Genomic DNA, 18,199 nt, shown 5'->3' with positions numbered 1-18,199 from the left:
GAAGGAGCAGGGCTGGGGATAACGTTTGGGACATGGGACGCTTCGACGACATCGCGATCACGACTCTCCACGGCGAGGACACCACGTTCGGTGCCTTCGCTGACAAGGCGGTGCTGGTCGTGAACGTCGCGTCCCGGTGCGGTCTCGCGCCGCAGTACGAGCAGCTCGAGGCACTCCAGAAGGAGTACGGTCCCCGCGGCTTCACCGTCCTCGGCTTCCCGAGCAACCAGTTCCTCCAGGAGCTCGGCACGTCCGAGGCCATCGACGAGTACTGCTCCACCACGTGGGGCGTCACCTTCCCGATGTCCGAGAAGGTCAAGGTGAACGGCAAGAACGCCCACCCGCTCTACCAGGCCCTCAAGGAGACCCCGGACGCCGACGGCAAGGCGGGCCGGGTGTCGTGGAACTTCGAGAAGTTCCTGGTCGCCCCGGACGGCACCGTCACGCGCTTCCGTCCCACCACGAAGCCGGATGCCCCCGAGGTCGTCGCCGCCATCGAGGAGGCCCTCCCCGCCTGACGGGTCGCGTCCCACGGACGCACACCGGACGTCGGACGGGAGGCGCGGATCACGTGAGCCGGTCGGCTCACGTGATCCGCGCCTCCCGTCTGTACGCTCGTCCCCATGCCGATCACGGAAGCCACCGTCGCGCACCCGACCCCCTTCGTGGAGATCCCGCGGCGCGAGTGGTCGCAGCTCGCACCGAGGGAGCACCTCTCCCTCACCGAGACCGAGATCGTGCAGCTGCGCGGCCTCGGTGACCGCCTCGACATGCAGGAGGTGCAGGAGGTCTACCTCCCGCTCTCCCGCCTGCTGACGCTGTACGCGGCCGGAGCGCGGGACCTGCACGCGTCGACGTCGGCGTTCCTGGGCGACCGCGCCGGTCGGACCCCGTTCGTGATCGGCGTCGCCGGCTCGGTGGCCGTGGGGAAGTCCACCGTCGCCCGCCTGCTCCGCGAGCTGACGAAGCGGTGGCCGGACACCCCCCGCGTCGAGCTCGTCACGACCGACGGCTTCCTGTACCCGAACGCCGAGCTCGAGCGCCGCGGCATCATGGACCGCAAGGGCTTCCCGGAGTCCTACGACCGCCGCGCCCTGCTGCGCTTCGTGAGCCAGGTGAAGAGCGGCGCCGCCGAGGTCCGCGCGCCGTACTACTCGCACCTCGTGTACGACATCGTGCCGGACGCCGAGATCGTCGTGCGACAGCCGGACATCCTCATCGTCGAGGGCCTCAACGTGCTCGCGCCGCCGGTGCACGGGCGGCTGGCGCTGTCCGACCTGTTCGACTTCACGATCTACGTCGACGCGAAGACCAAGGACATCGAGGCCTGGTACGTCGACCGGTTCCTCGCCCTGCAGGAAGAGGCCTTCGCGAGCCCGGACTCGTTCTTCCACCGGTTCGCCTCGCTCTCGCGCGAGGACGCGGTGCGGACGGCGACCGAGGTGTGGCGGGCGATCAACGAGCCGAACCTCATCGAGAACGTCCTGCCGACGCGCTCCCGGGCGACGCTCGTGTTGAAGAAGGCGGCCGACCACAAGGTGAGTTCGGTGCTCCTCCGCAAGATCTGACGCGCGGGGGCGCCGCACGCGGCCGGGCGCGGCGGGCGCGGCGCGTGGCGCCGCCGCCGGCAGGACGCTACGACGAACCACGGATCCGACGTCGAACCAGGCGCGGGGGCTGGTGCGATGTCGCATCCGTGGTTCGACTCGGCTCGGCCGGGGCGGGGCCGGGGCGGCCGACGCCCGGGCCGCCGCCGCGGCTACGCGCCGCCGAGCGGCTCGAGCTGCCGCCGCACAACGAAAGTCCGTCGGAACCGCACGATGGCACGGTTCCGACGGACTTTGGTTGTGCGGCGCCGTGCGTGCAGCACGCGTGCGGCAGCAGCCGCCGAGCAGCCGCCGCACGGCCGGGGCTGCCCGCGCCGATACGCGCCGCCGAGCGGCTACGCGCGGTCGAGCGTCAGCCGCGCGCGCACGACGTCGGCGAGCTCCTCGGCGACGCGCTCGGCATCGGCCTGGGAGGCCGCCTCGACCATGACCCGCACGACGGGCTCGGTACCGGACGGCCGGAGCAGCACCCGGCCCGTGTCCCCGAGCTCGGTCGTCGCCGCTGCCACGGCGTCCTGCACGCCCTGGTCGGCCAGTCCGTGCCGATCCACACCCCGCACGTTCACGAGCACCTGCGGGAACACGGTCATGCACGACGCGAGCTGTTCGAGCGTCCTGCCCGTCCGGGCCATCTCGGCGACGAGGTGCAACCCGGTGAGGATGCCGTCGCCGGTGGTGGCGTACTCGTTGAAGATGATGTGGCCGGACTGCTCACCGCCGAGCGAGAACCCGCCCTCGGTCATCTTCTCGAGGACGTAGCGGTCACCGACGCCGGTCTCGAGCACCGTGATGCCCGCGTCCGCCATGGCCCGCTTGAGCCCGAGGTTCGACATGACCGTCGCGACGAGGGTGTCGGACACCAGGTGCCCGCGCTCCTGCAGCGACAGCGCGAGGATGGCCATGATCTGGTCGCCGTCGATCGCGTTGCCGGCGGCGTCGACCGCGAGGCAGCGGTCCGCGTCGCCGTCGTGCGCGATGCCGACGTCCGCGCCGTGCTCGAGCACCGCACGGGCGAGGTTGTCGATGTGGGTGGACCCGACACCGTCGTTGATGTTCATGCCGTCCGGGTCGGCACCGATGAGGGTCACCCGGGCCCCGGCGTTCACGAAGACCTCGGGCGAGACGCCCGCGGCGGCGCCGTTCGCACAGTCGAGGACGACGTGGATGCCGTCGAGCCGGTGCGGCAGCGTGCCGAGCAGGTGGACGACGTAGCGGTCCTCGGCGTCGGCGAACCGGGTGATCCGGCCCACGTCACGACCGGTGGGGGTCGGTGCGGAGTGGTCGTGCATGGCCGCTTCGATGCGGTCCTCGACCTCGTCCGGGAGCTTCCGGCCGCCCGTGGCGAAGAACTTGATCCCGTTGTCGGGTGCGGGATTGTGCGACGCGGAGATCATCACGCCGAAGTCGGCGTCGATGTCCGCGACGAGGAACGCCGCAGCGGGGGTGGGGATGACCCCGGCGTCGAGCACGTCGACGCCGGCCGAGGCGAGCCCGGCCGCGACCGCGGCACCGAGGAACTCGCCCGAGACGCGCGGGTCGCGCGCGAGGACCGCACGAGGGCGCGGTCGACCGGACGCCCGACGGGCGTCCGCGTGGTGTCCGTGTGTGAGGACGGCCGCGCTCGCCTGGGCAAGACCCAGTGCGAGCGCGGCCGTCAGCTCGCCGTTGGCGAGACCACGAACCCCGTCGGTACCGAACAGACGCGGCATGGCGATCTTCAGCCGGTGACGACTAGCGCTTCGAGAACTGCGACGCCTTGCGGGCCTTCTTGAGACCAGCCTTCTTGCGCTCGATGACGCGGGCGTCACGGGTGAGGAAGCCGGCCTTCTTGAGGGTGGCGCGGTTGTTCTCGCGGTCGATCTCGTTCAGCGAACGGGCGATGGCGAGGCGGAGCGCACCGGCCTGACCCGAGGGGCCGCCACCGGTGATGCGGGCGACGACGTCGTAGGCGCCGAGGAGCTCGAGCACCTTGAACGGGTCGTTGATGAGCTGCTGGTGCAGCTTGTTCGGGAAGTAGTCCTCGAGCGAGCGGCCGTTCACGACGAACGAGCCGGAACCCGGGACGAGACGGACGCGCGCGATGGCCTCCTTGCGGCGCCCGACGGCACCGCCCGAGACGTTGAGGATCTGACGGGGAGCGGCCTCGGAAGCGGCGGGTGCGCTCTCCGTGGTGAAGCTCTCCGGGGTCTGGTCGAGGGAGTCAGCGATCTGAGCCATGAGTTTTACCTAGTCCTTGGAAGTCGTCGTGGCCGGAACTACTGTGCGACCTGGTCGAAGGTGTACGCCTTGGGCTGCTGCGCCGAGTGCGGGTGCTCCGCGCCGGCGTAGACCTTCAGCTTCTTGAGCTGCTCGCGACCGAGGGTGTTCTTCGGGAGCATGCCGCGGATCGCCTTCTCGACGGCGCGGGTCGGGTGCTTCTCGAGCATCTCCGGGTAGGAGGTCGCCGTGAGGCCGCCCGGGTAACCCGAGTGGCGGTAGTAGACCTTCTTCGCGAGCTTCGAACCGGTCAGGGCGACCTTGTCGGCGTTCACGATGATGACGTAGTCACCCATGTCCATGTGCTGGGCGAAGGTGGCCTTGTGCTTGCCGCGCAGGAGCGCCGCGGCGTGGGTGGCGAGACGGCCGAGGACGACGTCGGTCGCGTCGATGACGATCCAGTCGTGCTGGACGTCTGCCGGCTTCGGGGAGAACGTACGAGTCACAGTGGTGCTGCTTTCGTGTCGAGGTGAGGAGTCCGTGAATCCCGCTCCGGTGGGTGTTCACGTGGGAGAACCCGTGTGAACTGCCCGGTGGAGGGCTCATCTGACTGTCCGGCGCACGGAGCGCGCAGACCAAGGTGAGAGACTACCCGACGCGACTCGCGTTGTCGAACGCGCGCGGAGACGGACGGGAGGCACGGTGCGGGCCCGCACCGTGCCTCCCGTCCGTCAGCCGGTCAGGTCGGTCAGCCGAACAGGCTCCGCAACCACGCGATCAGCGCGGCGAGCGCCGCGAGCGCGTCGGCGACGGTGTGCCCGCCGTGTCCGGGACCGCCGTGACCGGGGTCGCCACCGTGCCCGGGGTTCCCACCGCCGGGGGTGCCGACGCCCGGCAGGTCGATGCCCACCACGACCGGGTCGTGGTCGCTCGCCCGGTAGACGTCGTCGCGGTACAGGTCGGTGACGTTGTAGTCGTAGCGGCTGTACTCGAGGCCGACCGACTCGACCGAGTTGATGTTCCAGATGTCCACGCCCGTGACGGTCCCCACCGCAGCAGGAGACGCGAACACGTGGTCGAGCGACCCGCTCAGCCCGCCGAACACGTAGGACCACTCCGCCGCGTCCTCGGTCGGGCCGAGGTCGGTGTAGCCGGCGTCCTCGAGGGCGACGATCGGGTCCTCCTCGCTGTAGGCGTTGAAGTCGCCGAGCATGAACACCTTGTCGGTCCGTGCTTGGCGCTGCATCGCGGTCGAGAACGTCACGAGCGCCTTCGCCTGCTCGACGCGCGAGTGGTTCGACGCACCCTGCCCGTCGCCCTGGTCGGCGTCGACGCCCTCGCCGGAGCCCTTCGACTTGAAGTGGTTCGCGATGACGAGGAAGGTGTCCTTCGCGCTCGGCTTCTGCGCACCCTTGCCCTTGCCGGGCTTCGTCGTGACCGGGGCGAAGGCCTGTGCGAGCGGCTGCCGGGCGTTGGTGAACGCCGTCGAGTCGGTCAGGATCGTCGACGATCCGACCGGCTGCACGCGGTCCTTCTTGTAGATGAGCGCGAGCCGGATGACGTCCTCGCTCGACGGCAGCTTCGACGGCGACTTCGCGTACGCCCAGGTGTCCTTGCCGGTCGCGGCGTTGAGCGCGGCCACGAGGGTCGCCACCGCCGCGTCACGGTCCTGGCCGAAGCGCGCGGAGTTCTCGATCTCCTCCAGCGACACGACGTCGGCGCCGAGCCCGTTGATCGCCTTGACGATCTTCACCTGCTGGCGAGCGAGGTCGTCGGCGTTCGCGGCACCGCGGGCGTCGCAGCCCCCGCGGACGGTCACGGGGTCGCCGTCACGGTCGGTGTAGTACGTGCAACCGGTGAGCTGGTCGCCCGTCGTCGGGAAGTAGTTCAGGACGTTGAACCCGGCGAGCCGGATGTCCCCGCCGACGTCCTCCGGCGCCGCCGTGCGGACGTTCGAGAACGACACCGGCAGGTCGGCGGCCGGGGTGGCGCCGGTGATCGGCGTCGTCGGCTGGAACTTCCACGAGTCGTTCCGGTAGTCGAGGACGACCGGCTCGCGGAAGGTCGCAGCGGCGCCGACGGTGACCGGGCCCTGCGTGAGCCACGACACCGGGATCGACTGGTTCGCCGCGCTGAGGAAGTTCGTGCTCGCACCGTCGTCGAGGACGATCTTGCGCGCCGCGTTGTCCGCGGTCACGGCAGCGGCCTCGGCACTGCCAGGACGGGCGACCTCGGTCGGCTGGAGCAGGCGCTGCTTCCCCGATGCCAGGACGACCTCGCCGTACTGGTTCGTCGTGTAGTTGTCGGCGACGGTGTAGTCGCCCTGCGGTAGGACGAGCATGCTCTCGAGCGACTCGCGCTGGGCGTCGGTGCGCGGGAAGGCGAGGGTCGCCGGGACCGGCTGGACGACGCCCGCGGCCGGGAGCTTCGTCAGTCCGGCGGCGGTCGGGACCGTCAGCTCGGTCAGGCCGTTGAACTCGGACACCGTGCCGGTCAGGCGCACCGCGTCACCGATCGCCACGCTGCCGACGGTCGCCGACGAGTAGACGAAGACGGCGTCCGACGCGGTGTGCGTCCCGAGGTCGAGCGCGCCACCGGTGCCGGCGGTCTGGACCGTGTAGCCCGAGAAGCCGCCGGTCGCGTACACGGCGGTCACGACACCGTCGGTCGTGACGGCCTTGCCCGCGTACGGCGAGGTGTCCGTGGTCCCCTGCAGCTGCGCGATCGTGACCCGCTCGGCCGGGGTCGTCCCGCCGTCGCCGGGATCGGTCGGGTCCGTGGGGTCGGTCGGCTGCGTGGTCTCGCCCGCGGCGTTCTCCGGCGTGACGGTGCTCGTCACCGAGAAGTCGGCCGCGTTCGAGTCGGTGTCGGTCGTGCCCGTGCGGGTCAGGGCGTCCGGCACGGAGTTCGCGGTGCCGGCCTTCGCGACCGCGGTCTCGAACGTGTTCGAGGTGCCGTAGCCGAGCAGGTCGACGACGCCGGGGGTGCCCGTCGTCACCGCGCCGGCGGGCAGGCTGAGTGCCGTGGCCTGGTCGGCCAGGACGAGGGTGCCGGTCGATCCCGACGGGTTCAGCCCGGTGACGGCGTCCGGCTCCGGGAGCGCCTCGCCGTTCGTGCCGTTCGAGCCCATCTGCACGAGGTAGGTGCCGTGTGCCGGGACGGAACCGGCGAGCTTGCCGACCGCGGGTGCGCCGGTGCTGGTCGCGGCGCGGTACTGCACCGACCAGCCGTCGACGCTGACGGGGCTGTCGGTGGGGTTGCCGAGCTCGACGAACTTGTTCGTGAACGGCTGGTTCGCGCTGCCGCCCTTGAGGTAGGCCTCCTCGATGACGAGGCCCGTCCCCTGGGGGTTCGCGGCGGCCGTGGAGACGGAGACGAGCGGAGCGGCGACGAGCGCGGCTGCAGCGGTGGCGCACAGCAGAGTGCGCCCGACGGATCTGTGCATGTCGGCACGCTACCGACCTGCGGGGCCCCACAGGTTTCCGGCGGGTGAACGATCCGTTCCACCCCTGATCGGGGTGCAGCCCGTCAGGCGCCGATCGGCACCCACGCCGACCCGACGCGGTGCACGGCGGGGCCGTGTCCCGGCAGCAGGATCTCCGGCACCGGCAGTGCCCGAGCCGACTCGACGGCGCGCGCCTGGTCGGCGGTGAAGAACGGCGTGATCATCCGCGGGCGCGGGGACCACGACGCCGGCTGCGTGTCGTGCCGGCTGACGACCGCGTCCCCGGTGACGATGGCGTTCGCCGCGGGCAGCAGGTAGGCGGTGGAGCCGTCGGTGTGCCCGGCGGCGGGCGTCGGCGCGATCGCCCGTCCGGCGAAGTCCGCGCCGGTGAACGCCCGCGCGGTCGGCACGACGGTCGGGCGCAGGGCGTCGGACCGGATCGCCCGGGCGAGCCACCGGAGGACCCGCGGCGCCGCGAGTCGACCACCGATCTCGGCCGGTGTGACCTGCTGCCTGGCGGGTCCGCGCACGTTGTCCAGCTCGTCGGCGTGCGCGAGCACCTCGACGTGCGGGTACCGCTCGAGGATGCCCGGGATCCCGCCGACGTGGTCGACGTGCCCGTGCGTGACGTACACCCGGCGCAGGTCGTCGAGCTCGTGGCCCGCGTACCGAACGGTGTCGAGCACGAGGTCGGTGTCGGCCGGGTAGCCGGCGTCGATCAGTGCGACGCCGTCCTCCTCGGCGAGGACGACCCAGTTCGACACGGGTCCCTCGACGAACACCACCCCGGGTGCGACGGACACGACGGAACGGGGTTCGCGGGAGCTCATCCCCCGACGCTACCGCCGTCGTCGGACGTGCCGCGTCGCGCCCGGGTCTGCGCGGCGCGGGCCGCCAGCTCGTCGTCGGCCGGGTACCCGACCTCGGTGAGGGTCAGGCCCTTCGCGGGCGCGACCTTGAACTCGCTCGTCCGGGTCTCGGCGACGCGCAGCTCCTCGAGCCGGTCCGCGCCGAAGCGGCCCTCGCCGACGGCGATGGTCGCCCCCACCATCGCCCGCACCATGGAGTGGCAGAAGGCGTCGGCCTGGAGGCGCGCCACCAGCACGCCGTCCGGCTCGCGGTCCCAGCGGAACTCCTGCAGGGTCCGGATCGTCGTCGCCCCCTCGCGCGGCTTGCAGAACGTCGCGAAGTCGTGCAGCCCGAGCAGCCGCAGCGCACCGCGCTCCATCGCCGCCGGGTCCAGCCGCGTCGGGTGCCAGACCGTGTGCCCCCGCCGACGTGGATCGCGCGGGGCGTCGGCGTCCGCGATCCGGTACGAGTAGCGCCGCCAGAGCGGGGAGAACCGGGCGTCGAACCCGTCCGGCGCGACCGTGGCCCCTGTGACGACGACGTCCCCCTCCGGTGCCGCGATGCCGTTCACGCGCTTGACCAGTCCGTCCAGCGGCGAGCGCCCCGATCCCCGCTTGGCAGCAAGCGCGTCCCACTGCGCCGGCGTGAGGTCGAGGTGGGCGACCTGTCCGGTGGCGTGCACGCCGGCGTCGGTGCGCCCGGCCACGGTGAGCAGCGGCGGTTCGCCCCACCGGGTGAAGACGGTGGCGAGCGCCGCTTCGAGCGCACCCTGCACGGTCCGGAGGCCGGGCTGCCGGGCCCACCCGGAGAACGCGGCACCGTCGTAGGCGATGTCCAACCGCAGCCGCACGCCACCAACGTCACCGCCGCCCTGCGGGCCTGCCGTCTCGTCCACCAGGCCACCGTACCGGGGCCGGACCGCGCCTCCCGGCCCCACGTGCTGACACGCACCCCGACCCGGCGTCAGCGCCACGTCAGTGCCGCGTGAGCGCCCGACGGCAGCATCGTCCTCGACATCGACGAACGGCGTCGAGTCCGAACGGAAGGAACGAGCGCATGACCACCACTCCGCTCGCGGTCGAGGCCACCGGCCTCGTCAAGGTCTTCGGGACGAACCGTGCGGTGGACGGTGTCGACCTCCGTGTGGAGGCCGGCACGGTCTACGGCGTGCTGGGGCCGAACGGCGCCGGCAAGACCACCACGATCTCGATGCTCGCGACGCTGCTCACGGCGGACGCCGGCGAGGCCCGCATCTTCGGGCGGGACGTCCGGCGCGAGGCGCAGGCCGTCCGCTCCCTCATCGGCGTGACCGGCCAGTACGCCAGTGTCGACGAGACGCTCAGCGCGACCGAGAACCTCGTCATCTTCTCCCGTCTGCTCGGCCTGGGCCGCGCCGAGTCGAAGCGGAAGGCGGCCGAGCTGCTCGAGCGCTTCGGGCTGACCGAGGCGGCCTCGCGTCCGCTGCGGAACTTCTCCGGCGGCATGCGTCGCCGGCTCGACCTCGCCGCGAGCCTCATCGCACAGCCCCCGCTGCTGTTCCTCGACGAGCCGACCACGGGCCTCGACCCGCGCACCCGCGCGCAGATGTGGGACACGATCCGTGACCTCGTCGCGACCGGGTCGACCGTCCTGCTGACGACGCAGTACCTCGACGAGGCCGACCAGCTGGCCGACCGGATCGCCGTCATCGACCACGGGCGGGTGGTCGCGGAGGGCACCGGTGACGAGCTGAAGGCCTCGATCGGCACCTCGTCGCTGCAGCTCCGGCTGTCCGATGCCCTCCGGCTCGACGCCGCCCGCGCCATCGTGCGGAACACGCTCGGTGTCGACGCGGTGGCCAGCCCCGAGGGCTCGCGCCTGACCGCCCCGATGTCCGACCCGGACCGCGTCACCGACCTGCTGGTGTCGTTCCGCGACGCCGGCATCTCCCTCGCCGAGATGAGCGTGCAGAAGCCGACGCTCGACGAGGTCTTCCTGACCATCACGGGTGCCCCGGCCACCACGGACGAGGACACCGACCACGAGCTCGCAGGGAGCATCGCATGACCACCATCGCCCCCACCCCCACGCAGACGCCGCGGATCACCCCGCGCCCCGGCATCGGCGGCGCCGGCCTCGGAGCCACGATCCGCCAGTCCTTCACGATGGCCTACCGCGGCCTCGTGAAGGTCCGTCGCACCCCCGAGCAGCTGTTCGACGTGACGCTCATGCCGATCGTCTTCACCGTGATGTTCACCTACATCTTCGGTGGCGCGATCGCCGGCGACGTCACGAGCTACCTGCCGGTCATCATCCCCGGCATCCTCGTGCAGACGAACATCACCTCGTCGATCGTCACCGGCGTCCAGCTCCGCGAGGACATGGACAAGGGCGTGTTCGACCGCTTCCGGTCGTTGCCGATCGCCCGCATCGCTCCGCTCGCCGGTGCGCTCCTCGCCGACACCGTCCGGTACGCGATCGCCACCGCCATCACCTTCACGGTCGGCATCGTCATGGGGCTGCGTCCTGCCGGCGGTGTCGGTGCGACCGTGCTCGCCGGTGTGCTCGTCGTCGTCGTCGCGTGGGCGATCAGCTGGATCTTCGCGTACTTCGGCGTGATCGCCCGCACCGCGTCGAGCGTCTCGGGCATCGCCAACCTGGTGCTGTTCCCGCTGACGTTCCTGTCGAACGCGTTCGTCCCCACCGACACCCTGCCGTCCTGGCTGCGCTGGTTCACCGAGGTCAACCCGATCTCGCACCTCATCACCGCCGTGCGCGAGCTGATCAACCACGGCGCCGTCACCGGTGACCTCTGGATCAGCCTGCTCGGTGCCGCGGTGGTCGTCGCCGTGTTCGCGCCGCTGACGGTCCGCGCCTACATGCGGAAGGCGTAGCGGAGGTCCTCCAGCAGCGTCCTCGCCCCCGCGACGGCCTCGGCCCGGTCCCATCCGGCCGAGGCCGTCTCGGCGTCCACCACGCGGGTCTCGCCGAGCGCGTCGACGAGGAGCGGTCGGAGCCGACCGTGCGCGAGCACCGCGAAGTCCTGCCGGGTGCCGAACCGCATCGCGGCGCCCCAGCACCGAGCCGCCTCGGCCGGACGGTCGCTGCGCGCCGCCGCGACCGCGAGTCCCGCCAGGGTCGTGCCGATGACGGGCAGGTCGAGCCACCATGGGTGGACGCGGATCATCACGAGGGCGGCCTTCCGGATGCGGCGAGCGACCGCGCGTTCGTCGGCCTGGAGGCGCGGTGCGGCTTGGTCGGCCGCGCCGAGCGCCGCCTCGTCGACGGCCGCGATCCGCGCCGCGCCGGCCATCACCGTCCAGTGCGGTGTCGCCTTCCGGTGCGGCAGCACCCAGTCCCACGCCGCCGTGTACTGCGCGGCAGCGGCGTCGAGGTCGCCCTCGAACCGGAGGCACTCCGCGCCGATCGCGACCGCGAGCACGCCGATCTGGGAGCGGTCGCCGTCGAAGCCGCCGCGCCCGGCGACCGGCCGGTGCTGCAGCTCGGCGGCGATCGACCGGGCGGTGTCGACGGCGCCGGTCGCGGCCGAGCAGAGCCCGACGGTCCAGCCGATCTCGTACAGGTCGTCCTCGGCGCCGAAGCGCTCGAGCTGCTCCCGCGCGCGGCCCGCGTTCGCGAGGGCGTCCGCGTACCGGCCCGTCTGGGCGAGGAGCTGCGTCATGGTGACGGCCACGGTGCCGATCGTCCACGCGTCGCCGGTGCGCTCCGCGAGCGTCTGCGCCCGGGTGGCGTACCGGAGCGCCGCCGCGAACTCACCGTCGTTCTCGGCGAGGGGCGCGCTCAGCATGTTGGCGATGCCGGCCACGCCCTCGTCGGGGTCGTCGCGGAGGCGCGCAAGCAGTGCGGTGCCGGCGGCCGGACGTCCGAGCGTCAGGAGCAGGGCGGCCTGCGCGTCGAGCACCGGGAACCCCGTCGTCCCGACGCGGCGGAGGCGCCGGAGCGTGGAGATCGCCCACGCCGCGGTCCGGCGGTCGTCGAACGCCGAGGACGCCCCGGCGACGACGAGTCCGACGTGCACGGCGGCGAGGTCCTCGGCCGCGGGCGGACCCGAGCGCAGCACCGCGACCACGTCCGACGCGATCGCGGTCACCTCGCCGTGGGCGCCCCGGAGGGTCCAGTAGGCTCCGAGGGCGGCGAAGACGTGCGCGGTCGCCGAGGCGTCGTCGGTGCGGAGGCTCCAGCGGAGCAGGGTGACGAGGTTGTCGGCCTCGCGCTGGACGTCGTGGAAGCGGTCGAGCTGGTCCGGGCCGCTGAGCGTGAACAGGTTCCTGCTGGCGGCGAAGTCCCGCCCCCAGCGGATCATCGCCGTGCGCACGGCCTCGGTCGTCCCGCGTTCGTCGAGCCGCGCGGCCCCGAACTCGCGGACGGTCTCGAGCAGGCGGTAGCGGACCGGCTCCCCCTCGACCTCGACGAGCTGCACGAGGGACTGCTCGACGAGTTCGGCGAGGTCGTCGAGCGCGTCGAGGCGGCGGTCCGGAGCCGCCACGGCCTCGACGGCGTCGACCGCCAGGCCGTCCGGGAAGAGTGCCAGGCGCGTCAGGAGGTCCTGCGCGCCCGCGTCGAGCAGGCGCCAGCTCCACTCGATGACCGCCAGGAGGGTGCGGTGCCGCTCCGGAGCGCTGCGGTCGCCGCCGCGGAGCAGCGCGAACCGGTCGTCGAGCCGGCGCTCGATCTCGTCGATGCTCATCCCCCGGATCCGCGCCGCGGCCAGCTCGATCGCGAGCGGCGACCCGTCGAGCCGCGTGCAGATGCGCCGGACGGTGTCGACGGGCAGGACAGCCCCGGGTCGGGCAGCCCGGGCGCGCTCGGTGAACAGCCGGACCGCGGCGCCGTCGGCCTCGACCGGCAGTGGTGCGAGCGGCGCCACGACCTCGCCGGCGATCGCGAGCGGTGCGCGCGAGGTCGTGAGGATCGTCAGGTCGGGGATGCTCGCGAGCAGGTCGGCGGCGAGTCCGGCGACGTCGCCGACGAGGTGCTCGCAGTTGTCCAGGACGAGGACCGTCGGGGCCTCCCCGAGCGCCCGCCCCACACCCGCACGCAGGTCGGCGACGACGACCTCACGCAGCGCGCGGGCGGAGCGGAACTCGGCCACCCCGAGCAGGGCGCCGAGCGCGGGGACGATGTCCTCGGCGGTGGCGATCGGTGCGAGCTCGAACACGACCACGCCGGTGGTCGGCGGCACCTCGGCGGCGACCGCCTGCGCGAGCCGGGTCTTGCCCAGCCCACCGGCACCGAGGATCGTGACCAGCCGGTGGCGGGACAGCAGGTCTGCGACGGCGGCGAGGTCCTCCTGCCGCCCGACGAGCGTGTTCGGCGCGGCCCGCAGTCCGACCCGACGAGCGCGGCCGGAGTCGGCGGCGGACCGCCGGAGCAGGTCGGCGTGCAGCCGCACCAGGTCGGCGGAGGGGTCCGCGCCGAGCTCGTCGGCGAGGCGGTCGCGGTGCGTCGCGAACACGGCGAGCGCCTCGGCGTTCCGGCCGGCCGCGACGAGCGCGCGCATGCACCCGGCGACGGCGACCTCGTCGAAGGGGTTCGCCTGCGCCTCGGTCGTCCAGACGTCGACGGCCTCGTCCGCCGCACCGGAGTCGAGCAGCGCCGTTCCCAGGGCACGTCGGAGGGCCCGTCGCGCCGACGCCGCCCGGTCGGCCAGCACCGCGCCGAGGTCCCCCTCGACGTCGTCACCGGGGCTCCCCCGCCACAGATCGAGTGCCGCCCGGACCGTCGTCTCGTCGGCGTGCTGGGCTGCCGCACGTTCGGCGCGTTCGAGGTCCACGTCCTCGGGGTCGACCCCGAGTGCGTACCCGGTGCTGGTCGACACGACGACGCCGTCGGCCGTGCTGCGCCGGAGCCGGGAGACCAGCGTCTGCAGCGCTGCACGGGCGCCCCGCGGCTGGTCCTCACCCCAGAGCTCGTCGATCAGCGTGTCGGTCGTCACCGCGTGTCCGCGGGCGAGCACCAGCGCGGTGAGGAACGCCCGGGCGAGGGCACCCGGCACCGCCGACGGCACCCCGGCTGGCCCCGTGACCGTCACCGGTCCGAGGACGGCGACGCACGGTCGTTCGGGCACGGTACGAGTCTACGGACGCACGCGGACGGGCGGTCGGGCGGTCGGGCGGTCGGGCGATGCCTCAGCCGCGGGGCCGCTCGGCGCCGAACGGCCCGGTGCGGGTGTCGAGGTCCGCGGTGGCTCGCCGTTCCGACTCGACGATGCCCCGCAGGGACACGAGTGCGGCCGACGTGACGGCGACGTGCGACGGGTTCTCCCGCGAGGCGTCGAGCGCGCGCTCGACCACCGCGATCGCCTCGTCACCCGCAGCTTGGTCGCACTCCCCGCGGATCACGCACGCGATCTCCCGGAGGGCCGACGCGAGCGGTGCGGCGAACTCGGGCGCCGGTCGGCCGAGTCCGTCCGACACCGGACCGGAGCGTGCGACGAGCTCGGTGAGGTCGGTCGTGTACCAGGCGACGCGCTCGAGGGCACGGAACCGGGCGCCGTCCTGCTCGAGGCGTGCGCGCGATCCACGGAGCGCCCCTCGGGGGTTCAGCCGGCGGCTCTCGTGCGCGATCGAGACCCGCGACCGGACGTCGGCGATCGCCCGGTCGAGCCGGTCCTGCTGGCGGTCCCACGCCCGCTCGTCCCGGGTGCCGTCCTCGAGGACGACCGCGAGTCCGTCGAGGTGGTCGGCGAGCACCTGGTTCACGGCGTCGATGCGGTGCTCGGCGTCCCAGAAGTGCAGCGGTGGGAACACGAGGAAGTTGACGAGCAGGCCGACCACGACCCCGACGGCCATCTGCACGAGGTACCCGAGCGAGTAGCCCTCGGCGTGCGCGCCACCGACGAGCAGGACGAACAACGCGGCGGTCGACACCCAGGAGCTGCCCTCGCCGAGGACACGGAACCCGCCCACGAGCACCCCGATCCCCACCGCCAGCGCGATCGCGAGGAAGCCCGGGTCGCCGACCCACATCGTGAAGCCGGCCACGACGATGCCGAGGCCGATGCCGACGAGGGTCTGCACCCCGCTCCGGATGCCGGCGAACACCGTGGTCTGCATCGCCACGACCGCGCCCAGTGGTGCGTAGTACGGGTACTCGGCGGCGACTCCCGGCACGTGCCGGGCGATGAACCACGCGAGCACCGCCGCGACGGCGGCCTTCGCGGCGTGGAGCAGGCGCGGTTGCGTCCCGGAGGTCCGGCTCCACCGCCAGAGCCGGGTCCCCACCCCCGCGATGTGCTCGAACTGCATCGGTCCCTCTCGTCGTGTCGGCCGGTCACGATACGGTGCCGCGCCTGTGCGGCGGTACCGCTCCCGCGTTCTGCGGCTCGGCCGCCTGCGGGCCAGGAGGAACGTGGCGGGCCCGCACCGCGCCTCCCGGCCGCCGTCCGGTCACCCCCGGGACGCGACGAAGCCCCCGCAACGCGTGTTGCGGGGGCTTCGTCGTGGTGGGGCTGTGACTACTTGTCGTCCGACTTCTCGGCGGCGTCGGCCTCGACCTCGGCGGCAGCCTCGGTCTCGGTCTCGGTCTCCTCGGCGACGGGAGCGGACTCCTCGGTGGTCTCGGTCTCCTCGACCGGGGCCTCCTCGGTGGTCTCCTCGGCGGCGGGCTCCTCGACCGGCGCGGCAGCAGCCGGGGCCGCGTTGCGCTTCACCGGGGCCGGCGTGCTCGACACCGGCTCGAGGACGAGCTCGATCGACGCGAGGGGAGCGTTGTCGCCCTTGCGGAAACCGAGCTTCGTGATGCGGGTGTAGCCGCCCTGACGGTCCTCGACCTGCGGGGCGATCTCGGTGAACAGCGTGTGCACGACGGACTTGTCGCGCAGGATGCTGATCACGCGACGACGCGCGTGCAGGTCGCCACGCTTCGCGAACGTGATGAGACGCTCGGCGACGGGACGGAGGCGCTTGGCCTTCGTCTCGGTGGTCGTGATGCGACCGTGCGTGAAGAGGGCGTTGGCGAGGTTGCTCAGGAGCAGGCGCTCGTGGGCGGGGCCGCCACCGAGGCGGGGGCCCTTGGTGGGCTTCGGCATGTCAGTTCTCCAGTGGTGATGGTGGTGCGCGCTGCGTCAGCGGCACGCGTGCGCGTGAGCGCGAGGTCAGTTGTTGGACTCGTCCTCGTCGTACCCGCTGTAGAAGTGGGCGCCGTCGAATCCGGGGACGGTGTCCTTGAGGGACAGGCCGAGCTCGGTGAGCTTGTCCTTGACCTCGTCCACCGACTTCTGACCGAAGTTGCGGATGTTCATGAGCTGCGTCTCCGACAGGGCGACGAGCTCGGACACCGTGTTGATGCCCTCCCGCTTGAGGCAGTTGTAGCTGCGGACCGACAGGTCCAGGTCCTCGATCGGGGTCTGCAGCTCGTTCGAGAGCACGGCGTCGACCGGCGCGGGGCCGATCTCGATGCCCTCGGCCGCCGTGTTGAGCTCGCGGGCGAGCCCGAACAGCTCGACGAGCGTGCGACCGGCCGACGCGATGGCGTCGCGCGGCGTGATCGCGGGCTTCGACTCGACGTCGACGACCAGACGGTCGAAGTCCGTGCGCTCACCGGCACGCGTCGCCTCGACGCGGTAGGTGACCTTGAGGACCGGCGAGTAGATCGAGTCGATCGGGATCTGCCCGGCCTCGCTGAACTCCGAGCGGTTCTGCGTCGCCGAGACGTAGCCGCGGCCACGCTCGATCGTCAGCTCCAGCTCGAAGCGCGCGGTGTCGTTCAGGGTCGCGATGACGAGGTCCGGGTTGTGGATCTCGACGCCGGCCGGAGCGGAGATGTCCGCTGCGGTGACCTGACCGGCACCCTGCTTGCGCAGGTACGCCGTGATCGGCTCGTCGTGCTCGCTGGAGACGACCAGGCTCTTGATGTTGAGGATGATCTCGGTGACGTCTTCCTTGACACCGGGAACGGTGCTGAACTCGTGGAGGACGCCGTCGATGCGGATGCTGGTGACAGCCGCGCCGGGGATCGAGGAGAGGAGCGTGCGGCGCAGCGAGTTGCCGAGGGTGTAACCGAAGCCCGGCTCGAGCGGCTCGATGACGAAGCGCGAGCGGAACTCGGAGATCGTCTCCTCGGTCAGGGTGGGGCGCTGTGCAATGAGCACTGTGGGATTCCTTTCGGCGGAGTGTCCGCTATATGACACTCGGCGGTACGACGGAGCCGACCGGGCCCCGACGGGTCTGTTGAGTTGTGATCACGCGCACCGGAGTGCGCGATCGAACGACCAGGAATGGCCGCGGGCCCTGCCCGCCTCCGTCAGGGGACGAGCAGGGCGCGGCCGGTTGCTCCTCGCGTCAGACGCGACGGCGCTTGGGCGGGCGGCACCCGTTGTGCGCCTGCGGCGTGACGTCGTTGATCGAGCCCACCTCGAGGCCAGCGGCCTGGAGCGAGCGGATCGCGGTCTCGCGGCCCGAACCCGGACCCTTCACGAAGACGTCGACCTTCTTGACGCCGTGCTCCTGCGCCTGACGCGCAGCGGACTCGGCGGCGAGCTGCGCCGCGAACGGCGTCGACTTGCGCGAACCCTTGAAGCCCACGGCACCCGAGGACGCCCAGCTGAGGACGGCACCCGACGGGTCGGTGATGCTGACGATCGTGTTGTTGAACGTGCTCTTGATGTGGGCCTGGCCCACGGCGACGTTCTTCTTCTCCTTGCGGCGCGGCTTGCGCGCGGCAGTCTTGGGGGTAGCCATGATGATCTCCTATCGGGCCTTCTTCTTGCCTGCCACGGTGCGCTTCGGTCCCTTGCGGGTACGCGCGTTGGTCTTGGTGCGCTGACCGCGCACCGGGAGACCACGACGGTGGCGGAGACCCTCGTAGCTACCGATCTCGACCTTGCGGCGGATGTCGGCTGCGACCTCGCGGCGGAGGTCACCCTCCACCTTGAAGTTGCCCTCGATGAAGTCACGGAGGGCGACGAGCTGGTCGTCGGTCAGGTCCTTGACGCGGATGTCACCGGAGATACCGGTCTCGGCGAGTGCCTGGACCGCGCGGGTACGGCCGACGCCGTAGATGTACGTGAGTGCGATCTCCACGCGCTTCTCGCGCGGGATGTCGACGCCTGCTAGACGTGCCATGTGCTGGCTGCTCCTGTTGTCGATGGAGGTGTGGAGCA

The 18,199-nt window shown here is 72.1% G+C and carries 16 protein-coding genes; 4 read left to right on the top strand and 12 right to left on the bottom strand.

Annotated features, from left to right (window positions below; translation table 11 throughout):
- The first annotated feature begins 32 nt into the window (after window positions 1-32).
- Window positions 33-518 (top strand): glutathione peroxidase, encoded by a 486-nt coding sequence (locus tag ACQXVK_RS05810; RefSeq protein WP_430852996.1) that lies wholly within the window; start codon window positions 33-35, stop codon window positions 516-518.
- A 105-nt stretch (window positions 519-623) separates the two neighbouring features.
- Complete coding sequence (coaA, locus tag ACQXVK_RS05805) at window positions 624-1,568, top strand: type I pantothenate kinase (protein WP_430852995.1); 945 nt, start codon at window positions 624-626, stop codon at window positions 1,566-1,568.
- 374 nt (window positions 1,569-1,942) lie between these two features.
- On the opposite strand, the gene glmM is transcribed toward coaA, so the two are convergent.
- From glmM to ACQXVK_RS05775, 6 genes are all read right to left on the bottom strand, one after another.
- Entirely contained in the window at window positions 1,943-3,316 is a 1,374-nt protein-coding gene (gene glmM, locus ACQXVK_RS05800) for a phosphoglucosamine mutase (protein WP_430852994.1), read from the bottom strand.
- Window positions 3,317-3,338: 22 nt separating this feature from the next.
- A complete protein-coding gene (gene rpsI, locus ACQXVK_RS05795; RefSeq protein WP_022906971.1) occupies window positions 3,339-3,824 on the bottom strand; it encodes a 30S ribosomal protein S9 in 486 nt (161 codons plus the stop codon).
- A 38-nt stretch (window positions 3,825-3,862) separates the two neighbouring features.
- Entirely contained in the window at window positions 3,863-4,309 is a 447-nt protein-coding gene (gene rplM / locus ACQXVK_RS05790; RefSeq protein ID WP_022906970.1) for a 50S ribosomal protein L13, read from the bottom strand.
- A gap of 242 nt (window positions 4,310-4,551) precedes the next feature.
- The gene (locus tag ACQXVK_RS05785) at window positions 4,552-7,248 is read right to left on the bottom strand and encodes an ExeM/NucH family extracellular endonuclease (protein WP_430852993.1); all 2,697 of its coding nucleotides are present in this window, start codon (window positions 7,246-7,248) and stop codon (window positions 4,552-4,554) included.
- An 83-nt stretch (window positions 7,249-7,331) separates the two neighbouring features.
- Complete coding sequence (locus ACQXVK_RS05780) at window positions 7,332-8,078, bottom strand: MBL fold metallo-hydrolase (protein WP_402266751.1); 747 nt, start codon at window positions 8,076-8,078, stop codon at window positions 7,332-7,334.
- The gene (locus tag ACQXVK_RS05775; protein ID WP_416396007.1) at window positions 8,075-8,992 is read right to left on the bottom strand and encodes a tRNA pseudouridine synthase A; all 918 of its coding nucleotides are present in this window, start codon (window positions 8,990-8,992) and stop codon (window positions 8,075-8,077) included. Before ACQXVK_RS05775 ends, ACQXVK_RS05780 begins: the two co-directional genes overlap by 4 nt.
- Window positions 8,993-9,153: 161 nt before the next feature.
- On the opposite strand from ACQXVK_RS05775, the gene ACQXVK_RS05770 reads away from it, so the two are divergent.
- Window positions 9,154-10,143 (top strand): ATP-binding cassette domain-containing protein, encoded by a 990-nt coding sequence (locus tag ACQXVK_RS05770; RefSeq protein WP_416396005.1) that lies wholly within the window; start codon window positions 9,154-9,156, stop codon window positions 10,141-10,143.
- Entirely contained in the window at window positions 10,140-10,970 is an 831-nt protein-coding gene (locus ACQXVK_RS05765; RefSeq protein ID WP_416396003.1) for an ABC transporter permease, read from the top strand. Before ACQXVK_RS05770 ends, ACQXVK_RS05765 begins: the two co-directional genes overlap by 4 nt.
- On the opposite strand, the gene ACQXVK_RS05760 is transcribed toward ACQXVK_RS05765, so the two are convergent.
- The 6 genes from ACQXVK_RS05760 to rpsM form a co-directional block, all read right to left on the bottom strand.
- The gene (locus ACQXVK_RS05760; protein ID WP_430852992.1) at window positions 10,952-14,164 is read right to left on the bottom strand and encodes a BTAD domain-containing putative transcriptional regulator; all 3,213 of its coding nucleotides are present in this window, start codon (window positions 14,162-14,164) and stop codon (window positions 10,952-10,954) included. The two genes, ACQXVK_RS05765 and ACQXVK_RS05760, sit on opposite strands and share 19 nt — an antisense overlap.
- Window positions 14,165-14,225: 61 nt before the next feature.
- Window positions 14,226-15,344 (bottom strand): FUSC family protein, encoded by a 1,119-nt coding sequence (locus tag ACQXVK_RS05755; protein ID WP_430852991.1) that lies wholly within the window; start codon window positions 15,342-15,344, stop codon window positions 14,226-14,228.
- Between the two features lie 209 nt (window positions 15,345-15,553).
- Entirely contained in the window at window positions 15,554-16,126 is a 573-nt protein-coding gene (gene rplQ, locus ACQXVK_RS05750) for a 50S ribosomal protein L17 (protein WP_430852990.1), read from the bottom strand.
- Window positions 16,127-16,192: 66 nt separating this feature from the next.
- Window positions 16,193-17,188 (bottom strand): DNA-directed RNA polymerase subunit alpha, encoded by a 996-nt coding sequence (locus ACQXVK_RS05745; protein ID WP_022906362.1) that lies wholly within the window; start codon window positions 17,186-17,188, stop codon window positions 16,193-16,195.
- A gap of 190 nt (window positions 17,189-17,378) precedes the next feature.
- The gene (rpsK, locus tag ACQXVK_RS05740) at window positions 17,379-17,777 is read right to left on the bottom strand and encodes a 30S ribosomal protein S11 (protein WP_017885507.1); all 399 of its coding nucleotides are present in this window, start codon (window positions 17,775-17,777) and stop codon (window positions 17,379-17,381) included.
- Window positions 17,778-17,786: 9 nt separating this feature from the next.
- Window positions 17,787-18,161: a 30S ribosomal protein S13 gene (rpsM, locus tag ACQXVK_RS05735; protein WP_058728274.1), complete on the bottom strand. Its 375-nt coding sequence runs from the start codon at window positions 18,159-18,161 to the stop codon at window positions 17,787-17,789.
- Between the last annotated feature and the right edge of the window lie 38 nt (window positions 18,162-18,199).

Source organism: Curtobacterium sp. AB451 (assembly GCF_050585845.1).
Taxonomy (GTDB): Bacteria; Actinomycetota; Actinomycetes; order Actinomycetales; family Microbacteriaceae; genus Curtobacterium.
Note: the sequence above shows the minus strand (reverse complement) of the source record. Positions and strands in the feature narration are given on the sequence as shown.